22 protein-coding genes are annotated in these 21768 nt (G+C 57.4%); 17 read left to right on the top strand and 5 right to left on the bottom strand.

What is annotated here, in order from left to right; all coding sequences use genetic code 11:
* Positions 1–38: 38 nt before the first annotated feature.
* From CHR62_RS15700 to CHR62_RS11730, 4 genes are all read right to left on the bottom strand, one after another.
* A complete protein-coding gene (locus tag CHR62_RS15700; protein ID WP_093969021.1) occupies positions 39–209 on the bottom strand; it encodes a hypothetical protein in 171 nt (56 codons plus the stop codon).
* A gap of 124 nt (positions 210–333) precedes the next feature.
* A complete protein-coding gene (locus tag CHR62_RS11740) occupies positions 334–1785 on the bottom strand; it encodes a YdgA family protein (protein WP_123661044.1) in 1452 nt (483 codons plus the stop codon).
* 2 nt (positions 1786–1787) lie between these two features.
* Complete coding sequence (ispH, locus tag CHR62_RS11735; protein ID WP_093969023.1) at positions 1788–2756, bottom strand: 4-hydroxy-3-methylbut-2-enyl diphosphate reductase; 969 nt, start codon at positions 2754–2756, stop codon at positions 1788–1790.
* Positions 2756–3232 (bottom strand): peptidylprolyl isomerase, encoded by a 477-nt coding sequence (locus tag CHR62_RS11730; protein ID WP_093969024.1) that lies wholly within the window; start codon positions 3230–3232, stop codon positions 2756–2758. Before CHR62_RS11730 ends, ispH begins: the two co-directional genes overlap by 1 nt.
* 48 nt (positions 3233–3280) lie before the next feature.
* On the opposite strand from CHR62_RS11730, the gene radC reads away from it, so the two are divergent.
* From radC to CHR62_RS11710, 4 genes are all read left to right on the top strand, one after another.
* Positions 3281–3958: a DNA repair protein RadC gene (gene radC / locus CHR62_RS11725; protein WP_093969025.1), complete on the top strand. Its 678-nt coding sequence runs from the start codon at positions 3281–3283 to the stop codon at positions 3956–3958.
* A gap of 163 nt (positions 3959–4121) precedes the next feature.
* On the top strand, positions 4122–4388 hold the full coding sequence (locus tag CHR62_RS11720) for a type B 50S ribosomal protein L31 (RefSeq protein WP_093969026.1): 267 nt from the start codon (positions 4122–4124) through the stop codon (positions 4386–4388).
* Positions 4389–4499: 111 nt separating this feature from the next.
* Positions 4500–6257, top strand: a complete 1758-nt coding sequence (locus CHR62_RS11715; RefSeq protein ID WP_123661043.1) for a glycosyltransferase family 39 protein — start codon at positions 4500–4502, stop codon at positions 6255–6257.
* Positions 6254–7672, top strand: a complete 1419-nt coding sequence (locus CHR62_RS11710; RefSeq protein ID WP_123661042.1) for an MATE family efflux transporter — start codon at positions 6254–6256, stop codon at positions 7670–7672. Before CHR62_RS11715 ends, CHR62_RS11710 begins: the two co-directional genes overlap by 4 nt.
* Here the strand turns inward: CHR62_RS11710 and CHR62_RS11705 are convergent.
* On the bottom strand, positions 7663–8919 hold the full coding sequence (locus CHR62_RS11705) for a class I SAM-dependent methyltransferase (protein ID WP_093969029.1): 1257 nt from the start codon (positions 8917–8919) through the stop codon (positions 7663–7665). The genes CHR62_RS11710 and CHR62_RS11705 overlap by 10 nt on opposite strands.
* Before the next feature lie 221 nt (positions 8920–9140).
* Here CHR62_RS11705 and CHR62_RS11700 point away from each other — a divergent pair, with 221 nt between their 5' ends.
* The 13 genes from CHR62_RS11700 to CHR62_RS11640 all read left to right on the top strand — a co-directional run bounded on the left by CHR62_RS11700 (position 9141) and on the right by CHR62_RS11640 (position 21761).
* Positions 9141–10331 (top strand): multidrug effflux MFS transporter, encoded by a 1191-nt coding sequence (locus tag CHR62_RS11700; protein ID WP_233574976.1) that lies wholly within the window; start codon positions 9141–9143, stop codon positions 10329–10331.
* A 102-nt stretch (positions 10332–10433) separates the two neighbouring features.
* On the top strand, positions 10434–10670 hold the full coding sequence (gene rpmB, locus CHR62_RS11695; protein WP_093969031.1) for a 50S ribosomal protein L28: 237 nt from the start codon (positions 10434–10436) through the stop codon (positions 10668–10670).
* A 31-nt stretch (positions 10671–10701) separates the two neighbouring features.
* Entirely contained in the window at positions 10702–10869 is a 168-nt protein-coding gene (rpmG, locus tag CHR62_RS11690) for a 50S ribosomal protein L33 (protein ID WP_003810296.1), read from the top strand.
* 140 nt (positions 10870–11009) lie between these two features.
* Positions 11010–13667 carry a leucine--tRNA ligase gene (gene leuS / locus CHR62_RS11685; protein WP_123661041.1) on the top strand — a complete coding sequence of 886 codons (2658 nt, stop codon included), beginning with the start codon at positions 11010–11012 and terminating at the stop codon, positions 13665–13667.
* Positions 13668–13675: 8 nt separating this feature from the next.
* On the top strand, positions 13676–14350 hold the full coding sequence (lptE, locus tag CHR62_RS11680; protein WP_093969546.1) for an LPS assembly lipoprotein LptE: 675 nt from the start codon (positions 13676–13678) through the stop codon (positions 14348–14350).
* A gap of 10 nt (positions 14351–14360) precedes the next feature.
* The gene (holA, locus tag CHR62_RS11675) at positions 14361–15413 is read left to right on the top strand and encodes a DNA polymerase III subunit delta (RefSeq protein ID WP_123661040.1); all 1053 of its coding nucleotides are present in this window, start codon (positions 14361–14363) and stop codon (positions 15411–15413) included.
* Between the two features lie 14 nt (positions 15414–15427).
* Complete coding sequence (locus tag CHR62_RS11670; RefSeq protein ID WP_123661039.1) at positions 15428–16690, top strand: glutamate-5-semialdehyde dehydrogenase; 1263 nt, start codon at positions 15428–15430, stop codon at positions 16688–16690.
* A gap of 43 nt (positions 16691–16733) precedes the next feature.
* A complete protein-coding gene (locus CHR62_RS11665; RefSeq protein ID WP_123661038.1) occupies positions 16734–17150 on the top strand; it encodes a CopD family protein in 417 nt (138 codons plus the stop codon).
* A 4-nt stretch (positions 17151–17154) separates the two neighbouring features.
* Complete coding sequence (locus CHR62_RS11660) at positions 17155–18672, top strand: class I SAM-dependent RNA methyltransferase (protein ID WP_370318062.1); 1518 nt, start codon at positions 17155–17157, stop codon at positions 18670–18672.
* A 146-nt stretch (positions 18673–18818) separates the two neighbouring features.
* Entirely contained in the window at positions 18819–19013 is a 195-nt protein-coding gene (locus CHR62_RS11655) for a hypothetical protein (RefSeq protein WP_093969036.1), read from the top strand.
* A 174-nt stretch (positions 19014–19187) separates the two neighbouring features.
* Complete coding sequence (locus tag CHR62_RS11650; RefSeq protein WP_123661036.1) at positions 19188–19712, top strand: RDD family protein; 525 nt, start codon at positions 19188–19190, stop codon at positions 19710–19712.
* Between the two features lie 120 nt (positions 19713–19832).
* Positions 19833–21218, top strand: coding sequence for an AMP-binding protein (locus tag CHR62_RS11645; protein WP_093969037.1), 1386 nt, complete (start codon positions 19833–19835; stop codon positions 21216–21218).
* 21 nt (positions 21219–21239) lie between these two features.
* Positions 21240–21761, top strand: a complete 522-nt coding sequence (locus tag CHR62_RS11640; RefSeq protein ID WP_123661035.1) for a gamma carbonic anhydrase family protein — start codon at positions 21240–21242, stop codon at positions 21759–21761.
* The last annotated feature ends 7 nt before the right edge of the window (positions 21762–21768 follow it).

Raw genomic sequence — 21768 nt, 5'->3', positions numbered from 1 at the left:
TCTCCCTCCGGTGGCAACGACGTTGCCTGGGTCGCGGTTCAGGATGAAAAGAGTTCGATAGCCTTTTGGACAACCGCATATAGCGTGGCCATTAAGCCAATGCCCAACAGCACCATGCCGGGGTTGCGATCACGAAAACCTACGCCGATGATCAGCAAGAGCACGCCCACAATAAAAATAATCAGGACGGTATTGTTATGAAAAAACATGAGGATCCCCAGACTAGAATTTCTGTTTGAGATCGTACATGCAAAATGCGACGGGCGCCTGCAAAAAACGGCGCCCGGATTGATACAAATCAAGGGCCGGACAGCGCCGGCCCATCGCAACACATTACTGCAGCAGCAACAACGAACCACGCTGCAAGAATTCGGCCACCGACAAGGTCTGGCCATTGACCACAACCTGCTGATCTTGGTAGCGGATATTTGAAGACAATACACCGTCGGTGTAAGCGGCCAGGCCGGCACGCTGCAGACGCCCGGCGTACGCATCAAAGAGCATGCGTGCACGCGCGTTGGCCTGAGCCTCAGAGGGTTCGTCTTCGGCCAACTGACTGTAGGTCTTGGCCATCATTGATTTATTAAGCGAGAACGAAAGATCGAGCGCGCCGATGGCTTGCAGAAGGACGTCTTCGGTGGGCGCGTCGAGATAGACGATGTCGGGCCGGACGAAATCGGCCTTGACCGAAATTTGACTTTGACCATCACCGTTATCCAGAACAATAGGGTCGATACCCAGCGAAGGCTTGGACTTTAACGCCTCGAAGAGGTGCTCACGCAAACGCAGCAAGTCGTCGTGATCGAGTTGCGGAATGTCGTCTTCTGACAACCCCTGCTCGGCCAGGAGCTCATCGTATTGCCGGGTTAAAGCACCCAATGCCTGAAGGTCGAGCCGGTTAACCTGAAACCCGGCTGCAAACTTACCCAGGTTCTTGCCCGAAAACGCCACACTGCCGATGTCGTAACGGGCAGCGCCATCGAAACTATTGTTTTGATCGCTGCTGTTACCCGATACCGACACGTCGGACAGGCCAAGCACCTCTTGCTTTTCGGCAAGCAGGCCAAAGCGCTGCACGTTGAGTTTGAACTGGGTGACATGATTACGATCGGCTGCCGCAAACTGGTATGTTTTGTCGAAAACCATATTGTCGACAAGCACGGATTCGTCGCTTGTTGTGTTGGTAATTTGCAGCTTTGGAAACACGCCCCGGGTTGTGGCCGAATCGAGCCCACTGCTGAATTCGATGGTCATGTCGCCGCCGGCAAACGACACCTTCAAGTCTTCAGGCGTCGTGTGTTCGACCGGTGCAAACGAGACCTGTGTGGACCCCGCACCCGAGAACCCCACCCGAGTCGTGATGTCGACCGGATTCGCCCCCTTCAGGCTATCGAACCAGGCTTGAGTCGCCGTATTGGGCACCAGACTGGCATGGCTTAGCGCCAGCATCGGGGCAAATTGGCCCTGACGCAAGGCCGACAGCGGGAATGGGCCATGATCGAGACGATCGCCAAGCAAATACTCGGTGACTACGCCACCTGGCCCGACGATTTTCAACGAGTAAATAATATTGGACGAGAACAAGCCGCGGTCGTAACGACTGACGGACAGTTGTATGGGCTGCGTACTGGCTTCGGCACCGAAAATACGCCCAAGGTTTTGATTACCGGTTTGCACGGCATTTTCGATGACGTCTTGGGCACGCTGGCCCACATACCAACTGGAGGCACCATAGGCAACCGCCAACACCACCACCAACCCCACCAACTTCACGCTTTTTTTCATTTTTATTCCTGATCAGATTTTCCGGACAAGCCTTTAGGCAAGGGAAATGCAATGTTTTCTTCGGCCCCGGGTAAGGTACGCACCGAGACAACGCCCAGCGACTTGAGCCGCTGAATAACGTTTTCTACGAGCACCTCGGGTGCCGACGCGCCGGCAGTCAGCCCTACGCGACGCGCACCAGCGACCCACTCGGGCTGAATCATACCGGGATCGTCGATAAGATAGGCCTTGGCGCCCTTACGCTCGGCCACTTCGCGCAAACGGTTGGAGTTCGAGCTGTTGACACTGCCCACTACCAGGACCACGTCGCACTGCGGTGCCATGAACTTGACCGCATCTTGGCGATTTTGCGTGGCATAGCAAATATCGCTTTTTTTAGGCTCGACAATAGAGGGGAAGCGGACTCGCAAAGCGTTGGCGACCTTTTCAGCATCGTCGACTGACAACGTTGTTTGCGTAACAAATGCGAGGTTATCGGGGTTTTTAACCTGCAATGACTCAACGTCTTCAGGGGTTTCAACCAGGTACATGCCGTCGGGCACCTGGCCCAACGTGCCCTCGACTTCTGGGTGGCCCTTATGACCGATCATGATGATTTCACGGCCCGCCCCACGCATTTTGGACACTTCTACGTGCACCTTGGTAACCAGCGGGCACGTCGCGTCGAATATCTTCAGACCAAGATCGTCGGCTTGCCGACGTACGGCTTTAGAAACCCCGTGCGCAGAAAACACCACGATTGCGCCAGCTGGCGCATCGTCGAGTTCGTCAATAAAAACAGCGCCCTTTTCACGCAAATCGTTAACCACATAGCGGTTGTGCACGATTTCGTGGCGCACATAAATAGGCGCGCCGTAAATTTCAAGGGCACGCTCGACGATTTCGATGGCGCGATCAACCCCAGCGCAAAACCCCCTGGGTTGCGCCAAAACGACTTCGGTAGCGGATAAATCCGGATATTCGGCTTGCATTACAACACCCCCAAAAGCTTGACGTCGATGCGCAAATCGGCCCCAGCCAGCGGGTGGTTGAAATCGAAAATGGCTGAATCGCCGTCCCATTGTTTACAGATACCCGAATACCGGCCGCCATTAGGGGCTGCAAACTCAACGATATCGCCGGGTTCGTATTGCACGCCCGGCTCGGAGTGCGCCTCGAGCATATTGCGGCTGACGCGCTGGATCAGTTCGGGGTTACGGTCACCATAAGCTTGTGCGGCTGGCAGCTCGAGCACGAACTCGGTGCCTTCTTCGCGACCGACAAGCGCAGCCTCCATGGTGGGCGCCCATTGCCCCATGCCCAGCTGCAGCGTGGCAGGTTTTTGAGAAAACGTATCGACAAAGACTGAACCGGCCGCAGGGCCCGTTACCAAAGTAATGCGATAGTGCAAAGTCAGGTAGGAGTCCGGACGGACAAAAGCATTCACTGGATCTGTAGAGGAAGTCAAAATCTGTCACCGTAGAGGTCATTACCGACCCCTATTTTAGAGCTTCTCATGACGCTTCACAGCAACCCGCAAAACGACGAACGCCCCCGCGAACGATTATTGACGCACGGGGCTCATACGCTTACCTCGGCAGAGCTGCTGGCCATCATATTAAGAACCGGTACCAAAGGCCGTAACGCGGTCATGCTGGGGCACGATTTGCTGCAAGCCTTCAAGGGCTTGCGCAACCTGCTTTCGGCAGATGCAGCTGACCTGATGCGTGCGCCCGGACTTGGGCAAGCCAAAACATGCGAGCTGCTTGCCGTTAGCGAGCTTGCGCGACGGGCGCTAACCGAAGAGTTGACGCACGGCGTTGCGCTTGATCAACCCCAACGGGTGCGCACCTATTGCATCGCCACCATTGGCCACCACAAGGTAGAGCATTGCATTGCCCTTTACCTGGACAGCCAGTTTCGCCTGATCACCAGTGAAGAAGTGTCCAAGGGTACGCTTAGCCAGGCGTCTGTATACCCGCGTGAACTGGTCAAGGCGGCATTACAACATCATGCAGCCGCGGTTATTTTGGCGCACAACCATCCGTCCGGAGTGGCCGAGCCGAGTCAGTCCGACCTGAACCTGACCCGTCACCTGAAACAGGCGCTGGCTATGGTAGACATCAGGCTACTTGACCACCTGGTCGTGACCGGGTCGGGGGCCGTCTCATTGGCAGAGCGCGGGCAACTGTAGCACCGCACAATGGCAACTACACAACAAGCTTTTAGAAAAATTATCGGCGTGTTAATATTAGGGGTTACCCAGGATACGTAGCCTGCGCTTTTGCACCACACACATTACCCGGTGCGGTGCGCGCCAAGCCGGCGACCCAAAATTTTACCTACAGGAACTTATCATGAAAGAAGGCATTCACCCCGAATACCGCGAAGTCGTTTTCCTCGACCAGCAAACCGGCAACAAGTTCGTTTCGCGCTCTACACTGCACACCCGCGAAACCATCGAACTCGACGGCAAAACCTACCCGCTGTTCAAGTGTGAAGTCACTTCCGAATCGCACCCCTTCTACACCGGCGCTCAAACCCGCATCGTCGAAACAGGTCGCGTTGAGAAGTTCCGTGCCCGTTTTGCCCGCACCGCCGGCACCGTCAAAAAAGGCGCATAAGCCCCTTATTTGCACTGGTCAGGCTGCGTTTTTTGCGCAGCCCCTGAAGGCAGCCTCAAGGCTGCCTTTTTAATTTAAGATTGCACCTTTACCCGTACCCTTTTCCAACTCGTGGCCGCCCCTGAAAATCGCTCCACGCCCGCGCGCCTGACCGCGCCGGCAACTGCGAAGCTACCCCGCCTGTATCTGCTGGTCTTGTGCCTCGTCTACATTTTTGCGGGGCTGTATTTCCGCGACCCCTGGAAAACCGATGACGTCGTCGGCCTGGCCACCATGATGTCGGCCCTTAACGAGCCCGGCCTGGCTGCTTGGCTGCCCCAAGTGGGCAACCTGGCCCACGCACAAGACGGGCCGTTAACAATGTGGACAGGCGCCTTTTTTATCTGGGTATTCAGCCCGCTATTTGCCCTATTCACCACGCCGCTCGACGCAGTCTTTGCCAGTTCGCGCCTACCCAATTTACTGTGGTTCGGGCTCATGACGGGCTCTGTGTGGTATGCCACCTACTTGCTGGGGCGGCGACCCGAGCCCCAGCCGCTACCGCTGCCTTTTGGCGGCGAACCTACCGTCAAAGCCTACGGGCGCATGATTGCCGATGCCGCGCTACTGCTTATTCTGGCTACGGCAGGCATTATGTGGCGCATGCACGAAACCTCCGAAGTGCCGGCCATCGTTGCGTTTCAAGCGCTGGCCTTTTATTCGGTCGTGCGCATGCTAGACCGCCCCATGTCGGGCGCTGTTACCTTGGGTCTGGCGCTGGCCGGCGCGTTTCTTACGCGTGGGTTTATTGGCGCACTGCCCATTGCGCTGGCTGTTTTGTGCGCTTTCGCGCCGCAATCAGCGCTGCGCAGCCAACTGCGCTGGCTGGTCATTTCATTTGCGCTAGCTATTGGTATTGCCCTGCTCTGGTGGATGCCAGCCCGTCATTTTGGCCCCTACTGGGTCGAGCACTGGTGGCTTTGGCATACCGAGTCGCTCAGCCTGCCCAGGCCCACGCAGCTGCTAGATATTTTCCGCGACCTACCCTGGTTTCTCTGGCCGACTTGGCCCTTTGCAATCATGGCCGTCTGGCAATGGCGATCCTGGCTTAAGTCCCCGCACATCTGGTTTCCACTGATGTTCGCCCTCTGGCCACTGCTGACGCTTATGTTTCTGGCCGACCCCTTCGAGCCCGAATACAGCCTGATGGCCGTACCGTTTGCCGTTTTGGCGGCGTTTGCCCTGCCCACCCTGCGCCGGGGGGCAGTCAACTCGCTCGACTGGTTTGCGGTCATGTGCTTTTCGCTGTCCGCAGCAACCGTCTGGCTAGGCTGGGTGGCGCTGCACGCTGGCTGGCCCGAGCAAATTTCCAATAATATTGCACGGCAAACCCAAGGTTACGAAGCCCACATTTCTATTCCGGCACTATTCGTTGCAGTGGCGGGCACACTGGCCTGGGTGGCACTGGTACGCTGGCGCCTGAAACACCGACCGGCCGCGCTGTGGCGAGGCACAGTACTTTCAGCCGGCGGTATTGTCACCACCTGGCTGCTGCTAGTCACCCTCTGGATGCCAGCCCTCGACTTCGTTCGCAGCTACAGAAGCGTATCGGCCGAACTGGCGCAAGCCATCAATTTGCAAGTGGGCCCCAACGAATGCGTACGCCCGCTCGCCCTGGGCTTGGGCCAGCGCGCCGCGTTTTACGCGTTCAATGGGCTCAAATTCAGTCCGTCTGGCGAGTGCCGAGTAGTCCTAGTACAAACCAGCCCTCAAGCACTCGAAGAGGGTTACACCCCCCTGCCCGGTCAGTCTACACAACTGATCTGGCAAGGAAAACGCCCAGCCGAGCGTAAAGAAAACTTCCTGCTCTTGCGTATTTTGCCGCAATGAACACCCGCGCCGTCCCACCCCGAACGCTGGGACACTATTTTAAAGAAACCGTGCGCCAAGCCTGGCCAGTGCTGGTCAGCGCCTGGGCCAGCATGGCTTTTGCCGTGGCAGACACCACCATGGCCGGCCATAGCAGCGCCGCCGACCTGCAAGCCATGGCGCTGTCGGTGTCGATATACCTGACAGTGTTTGTTGGCCTGATGGGCGTTGTGCATGCGCTTATCCCCATTATTGGTCAGCATTATGGCGCCCGGCGCCTTGAAAGCGCCGGCAAGGCCTGGGGTCAAGGCGTATGGCTGGCACTGGGGCTGTCGGCTGCCGGCGCCGTGACATTGTTATTTCCCAATGTATGGCTTATGTTCTCGGGGGACATTGACCCGGTGGTCATGAGCAAAATCAGCAACTACCTGCTGGCACTTATTGTGGCCATGCCGGCCGCGCTGGTTTTCCGCACTATTTACTGCCTGGGCACCGCAGTATCGCGCCCGAAGGTCGTCATGGCCATCAATCTGGTCAGCATCCCATTCAAAGTGCTCTTCAACTGGATTTTTATTTTCGGGCAGTTCGGCGTTCCCGCCATGGGCGCGGCCGGCGCGGGGCTAGCTACCGCAGTGGTTAGCTGGTTGATGCTGGGTATGGGTTTATGGGTGCTCAAACACGACTCATTTTTCAAACAGTTCCAGTTGCGGCTCGGGAGAATCGACTGGCCCACCCAAAAAGAACTGCTTCGACTGGGCCTGCCCATGGGTGGCTCGTACCTGATTGAAGTGTGCGCCTTTACCTTTATGGCCCTTATGGTGGCCCGCGAAGGCATGTTCGTTACCGGCAGCCACCAGATCATGGCCAACCTGGCAGCGCTTTGCTACATGATGCCCATGGCCATCGGCATCGCCTCGGCATCGTTGACGGCGCAGGCCATTGGCGCCGAGGACCCGGCGCGGGCCAAACTCACTGGGCAGGCGGGCTTTTTGTTGGCGCTAGCCGGCGCAGCCCTGACAGCGACACTGCTGCTTGTATTCAAGCCGCAAATCATTGCCCTGTACACCAGCGATGCCCAGGTAGGCGCGCTGGCCGCACTGCTGCTGCAAATTTTGCCTTTTTTCCATTTGTGCGACGCCATGCAATGCATCAACACGTACCTGCTGCGGGCATACAAGGTAGCGGTTATCCCTTTGATTATGCAGATATTTGCCTTAATCGGGGTTGGCCTGGTGGGGGGCTGGGTGTTGGGCTTTGGACCTGCGGCCGGCACATTGCAGCCGGTCATTAACACGCTAATGCCTGGCGCACCGACCGGTGCGGCCACGCTGTGGCTCATGGCCGGGCTCGGCCTGGGTATGTCGGCCTTGCTGCTTCGCTTCTGGTACTGGCGCACCCAGGCCCAGTACCAGCGCGAAAAATCAGCCTATTTATAAATGTAGTCGCGACGCCACGGAAAGGTAAGGTCGGCCGGGTTGTCGAGCTCGTCTTGCCGGCCAGTCGCCTTGTGCTGAAACAACACCTGATGCAGCGCGATCCAACCTTGCTCGAACCCCAGCGCACAACCTGCCAGATAGATACGATAGGCACGCAACGATTTGTCGCCCTGCAAACCGGGTTTCAGTGTGGCGCGGGCCGCTTCAAGCTGAGACTCAAGCGAATCGCTCCAGGCCCATAAGGTGCGCGCATAATGAGGACGCAAGTTTTCGACGTCGGCATCTTCAAGACCGGCCATAGCCGCCTTGGCCAGTTCGTTACTGATATGCGTGAGCTCCCCCCCCGGGAAAATATACTTTTCGATGAACTGCCCCATGCCGGCCCCCACCTCGGCGTTGTAAACACCGCCGGCAGTAATGGCATGATTCATGATCAGGCCACCGGGTTTAAGCAAGCGGCGCAACTTCGAAAAATACCCTTCAAGCTGGGCCCGCCCCACGTGTTCGAACATACCCACAGACGCGATTTTGTCGTAGGCTACCGATTCGTCAAGATGACGGTAATCGAGCAGCTCCATACGCACGCGCCCGCGCAACCCCTTTTCGTCGATCAAACGATTAACGTGGGCATGCTGGTTTTTAGACAGCGTAATGCCGGTAGCGTCGACACCGTAGTTTTCGGCAGCCCAGAGCAGGAGCCCGCCCCACCCCGCGCCAATGTCTATAAAACGCTCGCCACTCTTCAAGCGCAGTTTCCGGCAAATGTGATCGAGCTTGGCCTCTTGCGCCTGAGCAAGCGTCATGTCGGGTGTGCGGTAGTAAGCACAAGAATAAACCCGGCGCGGGTCTAGCCAAAGCCCGTAGAACTCGTCGGATAAATCGTAGTGAAACTGAATTTGACGGGCATCCCGCGCGGTGGAGTGCCGGTAAATAGACACGAGATGCCGGGCCAGGCCAGTGAGCCAGTTACCCCGTGCAGCATCAATCGGTGATTCGTTCAAGATGGCAGCGGCAACGTTCATCAGGTCGCGCATCGAGCCCTCGACCTCAAAACGCCCCTCGACATAGTCTTCGCCCAGATTGCCCGCCTGCCCGGTTGCAAAGTTGACCAGCGTGGCGCGGTCATTGACTTTCATCCGTAACCGGGCGTTGGCGTCACCAATCTTCCCCCCGTCGGGCAACTGCATTTGCACCGACACTGGCAGCGCCGCCAGTTTTTTTTCTACTGTGGACAATACCGAACTCACACTTCACTCCCTATGTTTAAAAACTTCTTGAACATCTCTCGTGGTGTCGTGATGCCGATGACACATTTTTATTTGTCCGCCAATTTATCATCAAAAGATGCAAATTGAAGCGAATCGACCTTTTACAGGCGGCCATGCTAATTAAATGCTATTTGCATTACCATAGCAATAATCCGATACACTGTCGCTTCCGACCCGTCGGGCCATTTCTACGCAGTTGCATGTCCACTCCCAAAACTTCTTCTATACCCGGCTGGCTGTTGCTCATGGGCGCGCTGTCGGCGCTTGGCCCATTGGCCATCGATCTCTACCTGCCGTCATTTCCGTTTATTGCCGAAGGTTTGGCTACGTCGCAAGGCAACGTTGAGCGCACTCTGGCCAGTTATTTGTTCGGGCTGTCGCTGGCGCAACTGGCTTATGGCCCATTGGCCGACCGCTTCGGTCGACGCCCCCCGCTGATTTTCGGGCTGGTGCTGTTTACCATAGCGTCGATTACCTGTGCGCTTACCAGCGACATCGAGCACCTGACAGCCTGGCGTGTGGTTCAAGCCTTTGGCGGCGCCGCCGGGATGGTCATTCCCCGCGCAGTCATCCGCGACCAGATGGACACGCGCGAAGCCTCAAAAGCCCTATCGCTGCTCATCTTGATCATGGGCGTTACGCCTATTCTCGGCCCTCTTATTGGCGGGCAAATCCTTCCTTTTGTAGGCTGGCGAGGCATCTTCGGCCTTATGGCCATCAGCGGCCTGGTATTGCTGTTCGCCTCTTGGCGCCACATGCGCGAGTCACTGGTTCCCGAAAAAAGAATTCCGCTCAATGTCAAAACCATCGGGCGAAATTACTGGGGGTTGCTAGGCGATCGCCACTTTATTTTCTACGCACTGGCCGGCAGCTTTGGTACCGCAGGCCTGTTCACGTATATCTCCGGCGCCCCTCGCGTCCTCATGGACGTTTACAAAGTCGGCCCCGACTCTTTCGGCGTTTTGTTCGGCATCAACGCTGCGGCATTGATCACAATGTCGCAGCTCAGTGCGCGCCTGCTTAATCGACACTCGCCCGACAAACTGTTGCGGTTTGCCCAAAGGGCCATCGTGGTTATCTCGTTAATCGGCGTCGCCCTAACCCTGACAGGCATCCTGAACCTGACACTGTTCATGATCTGCCTGGTCGGCTTCATGGCCGGACAAGGGTTTATTTTGCCCAATTCGGCCGCCATGGCCCTTAACAAGCAAGGCCGTCGCCTTGGGGTCGCCTCGGCTCTGATGGGGACACTGCAAATGCTTTGCGGTACACTGGCCGGCCTTGCCGTCAGCGCCTGGCAGTCTGAAACTGCCCTGCCCATGACAGGCTTGTTAGCAGTGTGCGCCGTGTTATCGTGGCTTTTCGGACGCATTGCATTGACGAAAGCTTGATTCAATTATGCTTTTCGTATTAGAATAGCTGGCTTACCGGGTAATTTATTGCTGATTACCATAACCGAATACCGCAGAATACAGTCTTAAGGGGCACACATTATGGCACGCGTATGCCAAGTTACCGGCAAAGGCCCAATGGTGGGCAACAATGTTTCGCACGCAAACAATAAAACCAAGCGTCGCTTCTTACCCAACCTGCAATCGCGCCGTTTCTGGGTCGAAAGCGAAAACCGTTGGGTTCGCCTGCGTGTCAGCACCAACGCCCTGCGCACAATTGACAAAAACGGCATCGAATCCGTTCTGGCCGATCTGCGTGCTCGCGGCGAAGTCGCTTAATCAATAACGCTAGCGCTACAAGGAGCTCATCATGGCAAAAGGTATCCGCGAGAAAATCAAACTCGAGTCCACCGCTGGCACGGGTCATTTCTACACGACCACCAAAAACAAGCGCAACATGCCCGAAAAGATGCTGATCAAGAAATTTGATCCCGTCGCTCGCAAGCACGTTGACTACAAAGAAACCAAACTGAAGTAATTGGTTGCTTTGAAATAAAAAAACCCTGCTACGGCGGGGTTTTTTTATGTCCGCCCCCTGGCCGACGCATGCACGGCACGCCCTGCTCGGGCGTCCTATAATGTATGGTTTGCATTTACCTTCTAAAAGAACACGACATCATGCAGGAACGCTACAGCCCCAACGAAGTCGAAACCGCCGCCCAACACAACTGGCAGTCACGCGACGCCTATTTGGTGACCGAAGACGCCACCTTGCCCGACGGCTCGGCCAAACCCAAGTTTTACGCCTGCTCGATGCTGCCTTACCCCAGCGGAAAGCTGCACATGGGTCACGTTCGCAACTACACCATCAACGACATGATGGCGCGTCAGTTGCGCATGCGGGGCTATAACGTCCTGATGCCAATGGGCTGGGACGCCTTTGGCATGCCGGCCGAGAACGCCGCCATGAAGTCCAAAGTGCCGCCTGCAAAATGGACATACGACAACATCGCCTACATGAAAAAGCAAATGAAGGCGATGGGGCTGGCGATCGACTGGTCGCGCGAAATGTGTGCCTGCGACCCGAGCTACTACAAATGGAACCAGTGGCTCTTCCTGAAAATGCTCGAAAAAGGTATTGCGTATCGCAAGACCCAAGTCGTCAACTGGGACCCGGTCGACCAAACCGTACTGGCCAACGAGCAAGTCATTGACGGCCGCGGCTGGCGCTCAGGCGCCCCCATCGAAAAACGCGAGATCCCCGGATACTACCTGCGCATTACCGACTACGCCGACGAACTACTCGACCAGGTCAAGAACGGCCTGCCCGGATGGCCCGAACGCGTACGCCTGATGCAGGAAAACTGGATCGGCAAAAGCGAAGGCGTACGCTTCGCTTTCACGCACGACATCAAAGACGCCAACGGCAGCCTCATTCAAGACGGCCGCATGTACGTCTTTACCACACGCGCCGACACCATCATGGGCGTCACTTTCTGTGCTGTTGCACCCGAGCACCCGCTGGCCACTCACGCGGCCCGGGGCAACCCGGCGCTGGCCGATTTCATCGAGGCCTGCAAACTGGGCGGCACCACCGAAGCCGAACTGGCCACCCGCGAAAAAGAAGGGATGCCTACCGGGCTGACCGTCACTCATCCGCTGACAGGCGAGCCTATTGAGGTTTGGGTAGGCAATTATGTGCTCATGAGCTACGGTGACGGCGCAGTCATGGGGGTTCCCGCCCACGACGAACGCGACTTTGCTTTCGCTAAAAAATACAACCTGCCCATTCTCGACGTCATCGCGGTCGACGGTAAAAGCTATTCGACCGATGCCTGGCAAGAATGGTATGGCGACAAGCAACAAGGTGCCACCACCAACTCCGGCAAATATAACGGCCTGCCCTATACGGCTGCCGTTGACGCCGTGGCCGCCGACTTGGCCGCCAAAGGCCTGGGCGAGAAACAAACCACCTGGCGCCTGCGCGACTGGGGTATTTCACGCCAGCGCTATTGGGGTACGCCCATCCCTATCATCCACTGCGCCAGCTGCGGCCCGGTACCTGTTCCTGAAAAAGACCTGCCCGTCGTATTGCCCGAAGACCTCATTCCCGATGGCACAGGCAACCCCTTGGCAAAAAACGAAGCCTTCCTGGCCTGCAAATGCCCCAAATGCGGGGCCGACGCTCGTCGCGAAACCGACACCATGGACACCTTCGTCGACTCATCCTGGTATTTCATGCGCTATACCTCGCCCGGCAACGACCTGGCCATGGTCGACCAGCGCAACGACTACTGGATGCCAATGGATCAATACATTGGTGGCATCGAGCACGCCGTGCTGCACTTGCTGTATGCCCGCTTCTGGACACGCGTCATGCGCGACCTGGGTCTGGTCAAGTTCGACGAGCCCTTCACCCGGCTGTTGTGCCAGGGCATGGTGCTGAACCATATCTATTCGCGTAAAAACGCCCAAGGCGGCATCGAGTACTTCTGGCCCGAAGAGGTCGAGAACCAGTACGACGCCAAAGGCGTCATCACTGGCGCCACCCTGAAATCCGATGGTTCGCCGGTAGAGTACGGCGGAATCGGCACCATGTCCAAGTCCAAAAATAACGGTGTCGACCCGCAGTCTCTTATTGACACCATGGGCGCCGATACGGCCCGTCTGTTCGTCATGTTTGCCAGTCCGCCCGAGCAAACCCTCGAATGGTCTGACACCGGTGTCGACGGCGCCCATCGTTTCTTGCGCCGCCTATGGAACTACGCCAACGCTCATCAAACAGCCGTTAGCGCGGCCCTGGGCACCACCCCTGTATGGAAAGACGCCGACGAGGCCAGCAAAACCCTGCGCCGCGAGATATACGGGCTGCTCAAGCAAGCCGACTACGACTACCAGCGCATCCAGTACAACACGGTAGTGTCGGCATGCATGAAAATGCTCAACACGCTCGAGTCAGCCCAGCTGCCCGATACGTTGGTGGCCCAACAGGCCATTGCAGACACGCTCGGCGTCTTGTTGCGCGTGCTCTACCCCGTTGTGCCGCACATTACCTGGAAGCTCTGGGAAGACCTGGGCTACAGCAAAACGTACGGCGACTTGCTCGACGCCCCTTGGCCCGAAGTCGATGAGGCTGCACTGGTAGCCGACGAAATCGAACTGATGCTGCAGGTCAATGGCAAGCTGCGCGGCAGCCTGAAGGTACCCAACGGTGCTTCAAAAGCCGACATCGAAGCCCAGGCCGGCTCACACGAGGCCGTTGGCAAGTTCCTCGAAGGCCGACCGGTAAAACGCATCATTGTGGTACCCGGTAAACTCGTCAATATTGTTGGATGACCCTGCTCATGCAAAGCCACCATACTCAATCAGGCCTGTCAGGCCGCTTTTCAACCGGTTTGCGCCTGCTGGCCTGCGTGGGGCTGGTGGCATTGCTCACAGCCTGCGGTTTTCGTCTTAAAGGGCAAACACCGTTGCCCTTCAATACGCTTTACACCAATATTGCCGAAAACTCGGCGTTTGGCGCGCAGTTACGGCGCTCCATCATCGCCTCGTCACCTGAAACCCGCTTCACCAACGACGTCACCCAGGCGCAGGCGCGCCTGACCGAACTCTCCAACACCCAAACGCTCGAAGAAGTGTCTATCAGCGTGCAGGGGCAGGTTGAAGAGTACGAACTGCGCATTGAATTTGTCTTTCAGCTGACCGACAACAAAGGGCACGTGATTTTGCCACCGACCACGCTGATCGCCACCCGCGAAATTCCTTACGACTCGGGGGCCTTGCAAGCTAAACAGGGCGAAATCGGCTCACTGTATATCGAAATGCAGCAAAGTCTGGTCGACCGTATTGTGCGGCGCATGACTGCGCCCGAAGTTCGCGCGGCCTTCGAAAACCCCGAAGACCTGCCGGTCGACGAAAGCGCCACCAAAGTGCCCGAACGACCACAAATGGGGTCTGACGGTGCCACACCGTCTATCTTGCGGATGCCCAACCTGAGTCCATCCGGGGCGTTTTACTAAGCGCAGAATCATGGGCAAAACCATCGATGCCGCACGCCTGCTTGATCAGTTGTCGCGACCAGGTGCGCGCTTCGACCCGCTGTACGTTATTACCGGAGACGAGCCGCTGCTGCTAACCGAGGCCGGTGACGGCGTTCGTGCAGCGGCACGCCAGGCGGGTTACACCGAACGTACCAGCCTGGTTATGGATGCCCGCAGCGACTGGACGGAGCTCTCTGGCGCGGCACGAAATATTTCGCTCTTTGGCGACCGACGTCTTATCGAGGTAAGGATTCCGTCAGGCAAACCGGGCAAACCGGGTGCAGACGCGCTGCAAGCACTGGCCACCGATGCCGCAAACGGCAGCGACGACACCGTCACCGTCGTTACCTTGCCCAGGCTCGACAAAACAACCCGCAACAGCAAATGGGCAGGGGCCCTATGGCAGGCCGCCACCGTGGTTGAACTGCCTAATGTATCGCGCCAAGCCTTGCCAAACTGGATCGGCCAGCGCCTGGCCGCCCAAAAACAAAGCGCCGACCCCAACACCTTGGCCTGGATTGCAGATCGCGTCGAAGGCAACCTGCTGGCCGCCCACCAAGAAATCATGAAGCTGGGCTTGCTGTACCCCGAGGGCCCACTACAAGCTCACGACGTGGAGCAAGCCGTGCTTAACGTGGCGCGCTACGACCTATTCGGTTTGCGCGACGCGATGCTGGCCGGTGATCCGGCTCGTACATTAACCATACTGGCCGGCCTGAAGGCCGAAGGCGAAGCCCTTCCGCTGGTATTATGGGCCATTGGCGAAGAGGTCCGCGTGCTGGCTCGACTGGCACAAGCGCAAACGCAAGGGCATAATTTGCAGGGGCTCATGCGCGACTACCGTATTTTCGGCCCACGCGAAAACCTGATCCGCCAAACCCTGGGCCGTTTACCTGCAACGGCATGGCCCGCCGCGGTGCAACACGCGCACGACATCGACCGCCTGATCAAGGGCTTGCCGGTGCCCGGCCGCCTCGACGCCCCCTGGGAAGAACTGGCACGCCTGGCATTACGCGTGGCGCGCCCCCCAAGAACACATTAGTTTCAAACATAGCCATGACACAAGACATCGCATACGCCATCACCGAACTGGGGCGCCGCGCGCGCGCCGCTTCCCGCGACCTGATGGTCGCTTCCGACCAGGCTAAATCGGCCGCCCTGCTGGCCATGGCCAGCCGCCTTGAGTCGCAACGCGCCGAGCTGCAAGCCGAAAATGAACGCGACCTAGAGGCGGCTCGCCAAAACAACCTTGAGCCCGCCCTGCTCGATCGCCTGACCTTGTCTGACAAGGCCTTGAACATCATGGCTACCGGTTTACGGCAAATTGCAGCCATGCCCGACCCAGTCGGCAGCATGACAGCATCCACACTGCGGCCCAATGGCATGCGTGTCGGACAAATGCGCGTGCCTTTGGGCGTGATTGGCATCATCTACGAGTCCCGCCCCAACGTCACCATCGACGCCGCAGCGTTATGCCTTAAGTCGGGCAACGCCACCATTTTGCGCGGCGGCAGCGAGGCCTTCAATAGCAACAGGGCACTGGGCCGCATCATTCAGGCCGGGCTGGCCGATGCCGGTTTGCCCGAACATGCCGTACAAGTCGTCGACACCACCGACCGTGCCGCCGTCGGACACCTTATTACCCTGACCGACTATATCGATGTCATCATCCCGCGTGGCGGCAAGGGGCTGATTAAACGACTTTCAGAAGAAGCCAAGGTCCCGCTCATCAAGCACCTCGACGGCAACTGCCATGTCTATATCGACCGTGCGGCTGATCTCGACAAGGCACACGATATCGCCGTGAATGCAAAAACCTACCGATACGGCGTATGCGGCGCCATGGAGACACTGCTGGTTCACGCCGACATCGCCCCTGTCGCCCTGCCACGCATTGCACGCACCCTGCTCGATAAAGGCGTTGAGCTGCGCGGGTGCGACCGTACCCGTGCTCTGGTACCCGAAGCCGTCGCCGCCACCGAAGACGATTGGGCCACCGAATACCTCGCTGCCATCCTGGCCGTACGCATTGTCGACTCACAAGACGATGCCATGGCTCATATCGCGCAGTACAGCTCTGGCCACACCGAGTCCATCGTCACCGAAAACATCGATGCAGCAACGCGCTTTCAGCGCCATGTTGACTCAAGCTCGGTGTACATCAACTTGCCCACCTGCTTTGCCGATGGATTCGAGTACGGCCTGGGGGCTGAAATCGGTATCTCGACCAATCGTCTGCACGCACGCGGGCCTGTAGGGCTAGAAGGCCTGACGACCCTGAAATGGGTACTGACGGGTAACGGCCAATTGCGCGGCTAAGCGTGCGTTTCAAATACATTATTCTGGTTTTGGCGTCACTTTCATGCTCTGGGTAAAAACCTTCCACCTGCTCTTTGTTATCTCGTGGTTTGCCGGTCTGTTTTACTTACCGCGCATCTACGTCAACCTGGCGCAAACCCCCGCCGGCGAAACGTATCAAACACTGGTGGGAATGGCACGCCGCCTGTACCGCTTCATGACCATTCTGGCAGTGCCGGCCATTGCGCTGGGCTTGTGGCTGTACCTGGGCTATGGTCTTGGCCGCGGCCAGGGCTGGATGCACGCCAAATTGCTGCTTGTTGTTGTTTTGCTGGTTTACCACGTCAGTTGCGCCCGCATTTTGCGTCACTTCGAAGCAAACGCCAATACCCGCAGCCACCGCTTTTACCGTTGGTATAACGAGCTACCGGTCATTCTGTTGCTGATCATCCTCATCCTGGTCGTGACTCGACCCTTCTAAAACAATAACGACCATGACGACCTCGCAACCTAAAAAGACGCTCACTCTTAAAAAGAAACCATCAGACTCAGACGTAACCAGCACGTCGGATGGGCCACGCAAGCGCTCGGGCGCACGTGCACGTTTGGTGGCACAACGCGAACTAACACGACGCAGAACCGACACCTTCGACGCCGAGCTGGCCGATGCCCCAGTTGCCGAAACATCGCTCGATACGGCCAAGCCAGCAAGACCTGAACGGTCCCGCACGGCCGAGCGTCCCAAGGGCGCACGCCGCCCAGACCAAGACCCACACTCGCAAGCGGCCACCGCCCCTGTTGTACGTCGGCCCAGATCAGACGCACGCAACAGCCCGAGCCGCATCAGGGTTGCCGAAACATTTCGCGTGTTCACCCCTTGCCCGCACGGACTCGAAGAGGCGCTTGCTGCCGAACTGAACGCCTTGGGCTTTGACGACGCCGTTGCCGATCGAGCCGGATGCCGTCTGAGCACCGACTGGTCAGGTATCTTGCGCATCAACCTGTATTCGCGTCTGGCCACGCGCGTTCTCGTTCAGGTGGCCCACCGGCCCGTCAACACCGAAAACGATATTCTCGATCTTGCGTACAACACGCCCTGGGAACGCTGGTTTGGTGCTGAACAAACGCTGCGGGTCGATACCTCGGCGATCCGCAGCCCCATGCAAAGTCTGCAGTACTGCAACCTGCGCGCCAAAGATGGCATTTGCGACCGCTTACGCGACAGAGAAGGCCAGCGCCCCGACATCGACACAGTACGCCCAGACGCCCGCGTGCATCTCTTTCTGGACGAAACCAGCGCTACCCTGTATCTGGACACATCTGGCGAATCGCTCTTCAAGCGCGGCTGGCGTCTCGACAAGGGCGAAGCCCCGATCCGCGAGAACCTTGCAGCTGGCCTGCTTGCGCTTTCCGGTTGGGACCCAAACGCCCCCTTGCTCGACCCCTTTTGCGGCAGCGGGACCATTCTTATCGAGGCCGCCTGGATAGCCCTGGGCGTGCCGGCAGGCATCTGGCGCCCATTTGCCTTCGAGCGCCTGCGCAATCACGACGATCGCCACTGGAAAGACATCAAGGCCGAAGCACGCTCTCGTATTGCAACGCGGCTGGATACCCCCCTGGTGGGCTGCGACCTGAACCCTGCCGCCATTGAAGCCGCCCGTCAAAACCTTGACCGTGCCTGGCTCACACCCGACACCATCCGCCTTGAGGTTGCCGATGCCCGTAATGTGCTGCCCCCGGCCGATCACGGCTGGCTGGTCACCAACCCGCCCTATGGCGAACGCCTTGAAGATAGCGACGACGACCTATGGTGGCAGTGGTCGCAAAATTTGAAGCAAAACTACAGCAATTGGCATGTAAACATTATTTCCAGCGACCTTGAGCTGCCCCAAAAATTACGTCTAAAGCCCCGCCGTCGCATCCCTTTACACAATGGCGCCCTCGATTGCCGCCTTTTTGTATTCGACATGGTCAAAGAAAGCTACCGACGAGAAAAGAAGTGAACACGCTGTAGTTTTTTGGCACTGAACCCGCATAAAAACAACATTCTTACGCAGTGCAGCAAAACAGCTTGCAATTGGCCTAGGGTTTTCCCTATAATAGGGTTAACCCTGAACGAAACGTTCAATTTACTTAAAGAGGCTAAATCATGAACCAACTGCACAGCGACATCCGTCTTACCGATGAACTCGAGCGCCAACTTATGCAAGCGGCTATCGAAGAGCAAATGCGTATCAAACCCGGTAAAGCGCTGAAAAATCTGTTCGTGAAACTTAGCGGCAAGGCAGCAAAAAGCGCACCTGCAAAAGTTGTTACCGTACGCACTGCCGAATCAGCTGCCTAAGGTCAACCGCAGTAACCGCTGATTCGCGCCCTTATCGGGTAGAATCTGCCCGCCGACGCGATCAGTCGAAGAAAAAGCCGCATATTGCGGCTTTTTGCTTTTGTGTCCGTCATACCGCGATGCCTGACGTAATGGGCGATAATGCGGGCACCGATTTATTTTTTCTGCCCAGCAATGTCAAAAAAGACGCCTACCACTCCCGCAACGCCGGCCACACCAGTTCTCAATACACCCAGCCGCCTTAAACGCTTCGCCTGCATGATGTACGAAGGCGTTTTGCTTTTTGCCGTCGTTTTTCTGGCCGGCTACCTGTTCGACACCCTGACACAAAGCCGCAGCGGGCTGACCTTTAGACATGGACGGCAGTTCGTACTTTTCCTGGCGATCGGGTTGTATTTCGTGGCCTGCTGGCGTTACGGCGGGCAAACCCTGCCCATGAAAACTTGGAATGTCCGTCTTATTGACCGTGATGGCAAGCCGCCTCGCCTGTCTCGGCTTGTCTTGCGATACTTGCTCATCTGGCCTGTACTGATGGTGGCTGCATTGCTGGTCAAGGGCCTGGGACTGCTCACGGGCTATGGCGCCACCGACTTGCTGATTATCTTCACCCCTTTTGCACTGTTTATCTGGACCTGGTTTGATAAAGACAAACAGTTTTTGCACGACCGCTTGCTTGGCACGCGACTAGTATCCGTATAAACCCTTATAGCGCGTCGATTGTGCGCGCAAAACATTGCACATAACGCCCGAGTCGTTCATGCTTGCATCGGTAAAGACTGCCGGATCGTCTCCGATGACCTGTTAGGTGTTTCAACGACAATGAACGACCAGTACTCGGCGCTGTACGCTTCCTATAAGTGGTATGTGCCCTCGCAGTTCAATATCTCAGAGGTTTGCATCCATCGGTGGGCCACCAACCCCCTCGAAGGGCGTCGGCCCGCGATACTTGGCGAAGACGAGTTCGGCGATAGCATTCGGTGCAGTTACGGCCAGTTGGCCGAAACCACCTGCAAACTGGCCAATGGCCTGCTGCGCATGGGGGTTGCCCAAGGCGACCGGGTTGTTGTCGCCATGGCGCAAGGCCCCGAATTTGTCGCCGCCTGCATGGCCATTCTCGGAGTAGGTGGCGTTGTTGTACCGCTCTCATCCATATTAACGGCGCAGCAAGTTACTGCCCGGGTGGTCAATGCGCAGGCCCGGATCGCCATAGTCGATTCAGCCAATATCCCCAGTTTGCTACAAGCGCAGTCGCGCTACCCGGCTTTAGGGCAAATCATCGGTTTCGGGTTCCAGCACGAAGCCACGCTATCTTGGTCCAGCCTGCTGGCGCGCCAAAACAGCAGCTTTCGTCTGGCCCCTACCAGTGCGCAAAGCCCGGCATTCCTTATCTACCCCATGGCCACCGACGCGCCCTTGCAAGGCATTATGCTGTCACACAGCGCCCTGATTGGGCAGTTGCCCGGCTTTGTCGCCTCGCAAAACTGGTTTCCGCTGCCCGACGACGTCTTCTGGACCCAGTCTGACTGGACCACGCCCGACGGCCTACTTAACGGTCTATTGCCCTGCTTGTATTTTGGTCGGCCCATTGTGGGCCTCCAAGGCAACCACTCGGTACAACGCACACTCAGTGCGCTTATTGATTACAAAGTCACCAATATCAGCGTGCCCTGGTCGTCCTTGCGGGCTGTCATGGTCGAGTCGCCCGACCTGAACCCAGCACAATTTTCACTACGGGCCATTATGGCCACCGGCACACACCCCACCCCCGCCATTCACGAGTGGTGCGAAGCTATTCTGGGCTTGAGCCCCAACCATGTTTATGGTGTCACCGAGGCCGCTTACCTTATTGGGCACAGCCACCTGCGCTGGCCAGCTCGTCCTGGCAGCATGGGCCGCGCCTACCCAGGGCACCTCGTCAGCGTGCTAGACGAGGCCGGACGCGTTTGTCCTGCCGGCACAGTCGGCGAAATCGCCGTCAACCGTTTTGACCTTAACGGTTTTCGCGACCCGGCCATCTTCTTGGGTTACTGGCAGCAAGACGAGGAAACCGCCAGGCGCTTCCGACACAACTGGTTTCTTACCGGCGATTTGGCCTCAATAGACCGTGACGGCTATTTTTGGTTCGCCGGCCACAGACAACATTCACTTACGGCCAATTCACAAGCCCACGAAAACCAGGCAGGGCCGGTATCATTAAGCCTTTAAAACCATTGCCGATTGTTTGCCATGCCTGTTTACGCGCTTAAAAACCTCATCCCCAGCATCGACCCCGATACTTTCATTTTTGACAGTGCCGACATTATTGGCGACGTTACCCTCAAGGCTGGCGTCAGCATCTGGTCCAATGTCAGCATCCGTGGCGACAACGCCCCTATCGTCATTGGGTCTAACAGCAACATCCAGGAAAACAGTGTGCTTCACGTCGACGAAGGCATCCCCATGACCATTGGCGACAACGTCACGGTCGGGCACCAGGCCATGTTGCATGGGTGCACCATCGAAGACGGTACCCTCATCGGCATGCAAGCCATTATCCTGAACAATGCCCATATCGGTAAAAACTGCCTGATCGGCGCCGGCGCCATTGTGCCCGAAGGCCGTCACATTCCCGATGGCTCACTCGTCATTGGCATCGGTAAAATTGTTCGCCAGCTATCGGAAGAAGAGCTGCACAACCTGTCGCATAACAGCCAGCACTATGCCGACCGCGGTCGCGAATACGCCCAGCACCTGAAGCGTCTGAAGTAGAGGCGTC

This window comes from Pusillimonas sp. NJUB218, assembly GCF_003788685.1.
Classification (GTDB): Bacteria; Pseudomonadota; Gammaproteobacteria; order Burkholderiales; family Burkholderiaceae_B; genus Neopusillimonas.
This window is presented reverse-complemented; position numbering and strand designations above follow the sequence as displayed.

Excerpts from the sequence above, each read along its gene's own strand:
- CHR62_RS11645 (WP_093969037.1), top strand. The coding sequence starts at position 19,833 with ATGAACGACCAGTACTCGGCGCTGTACGCTTCCTATAAGTGGTATGTG.
- rpmG (WP_003810296.1), top strand. The coding sequence starts at position 10,702 with ATGGCAAAAGGTATCCGCGAGAAAATCAAACTCGAGTCCACCGCTGGC.
- holA (WP_123661040.1), top strand. The coding sequence starts at position 14,361 with ATGGGCAAAACCATCGATGCCGCACGCCTGCTTGATCAGTTGTCGCGA.
- CHR62_RS11655 (WP_093969036.1), top strand. The coding sequence starts at position 18,819 with ATGAACCAACTGCACAGCGACATCCGTCTTACCGATGAACTCGAGCGC.
- CHR62_RS11650 (WP_123661036.1), top strand. The coding sequence starts at position 19,188 with ATGTCAAAAAAGACGCCTACCACTCCCGCAACGCCGGCCACACCAGTT.
- CHR62_RS11670 (WP_123661039.1), top strand. The coding sequence starts at position 15,428 with ATGACACAAGACATCGCATACGCCATCACCGAACTGGGGCGCCGCGCG.
- CHR62_RS11665 (WP_123661038.1), top strand. The coding sequence starts at position 16,734 with ATGCTCTGGGTAAAAACCTTCCACCTGCTCTTTGTTATCTCGTGGTTT.
- leuS (WP_123661041.1), top strand. The coding sequence starts at position 11,010 with ATGCAGGAACGCTACAGCCCCAACGAAGTCGAAACCGCCGCCCAACAC.
- CHR62_RS11700 (WP_233574976.1), top strand. The coding sequence starts at position 9,141 with ATGTCCACTCCCAAAACTTCTTCTATACCCGGCTGGCTGTTGCTCATG.
- rpmB (WP_093969031.1), top strand. The coding sequence starts at position 10,434 with ATGGCACGCGTATGCCAAGTTACCGGCAAAGGCCCAATGGTGGGCAAC.
- ispH (WP_093969023.1), bottom strand. The coding sequence starts at position 2,756 with ATGCAAGCCGAATATCCGGATTTATCCGCTACCGAAGTCGTTTTGGCG.
- CHR62_RS11720 (WP_093969026.1), top strand. The coding sequence starts at position 4,122 with ATGAAAGAAGGCATTCACCCCGAATACCGCGAAGTCGTTTTCCTCGAC.
- CHR62_RS11740 (WP_123661044.1), bottom strand. The coding sequence starts at position 1,785 with ATGAAAAAAAGCGTGAAGTTGGTGGGGTTGGTGGTGGTGTTGGCGGTT.
- CHR62_RS11640 (WP_123661035.1), top strand. The coding sequence starts at position 21,240 with ATGCCTGTTTACGCGCTTAAAAACCTCATCCCCAGCATCGACCCCGAT.
- CHR62_RS11710 (WP_123661042.1), top strand. The coding sequence starts at position 6,254 with ATGAACACCCGCGCCGTCCCACCCCGAACGCTGGGACACTATTTTAAA.
- lptE (WP_093969546.1), top strand. The coding sequence starts at position 13,676 with ATGCAAAGCCACCATACTCAATCAGGCCTGTCAGGCCGCTTTTCAACC.
- CHR62_RS15700 (WP_093969021.1), bottom strand. The coding sequence starts at position 209 with ATGTTTTTTCATAACAATACCGTCCTGATTATTTTTATTGTGGGCGTG.
- radC (WP_093969025.1), top strand. The coding sequence starts at position 3,281 with ATGACGCTTCACAGCAACCCGCAAAACGACGAACGCCCCCGCGAACGA.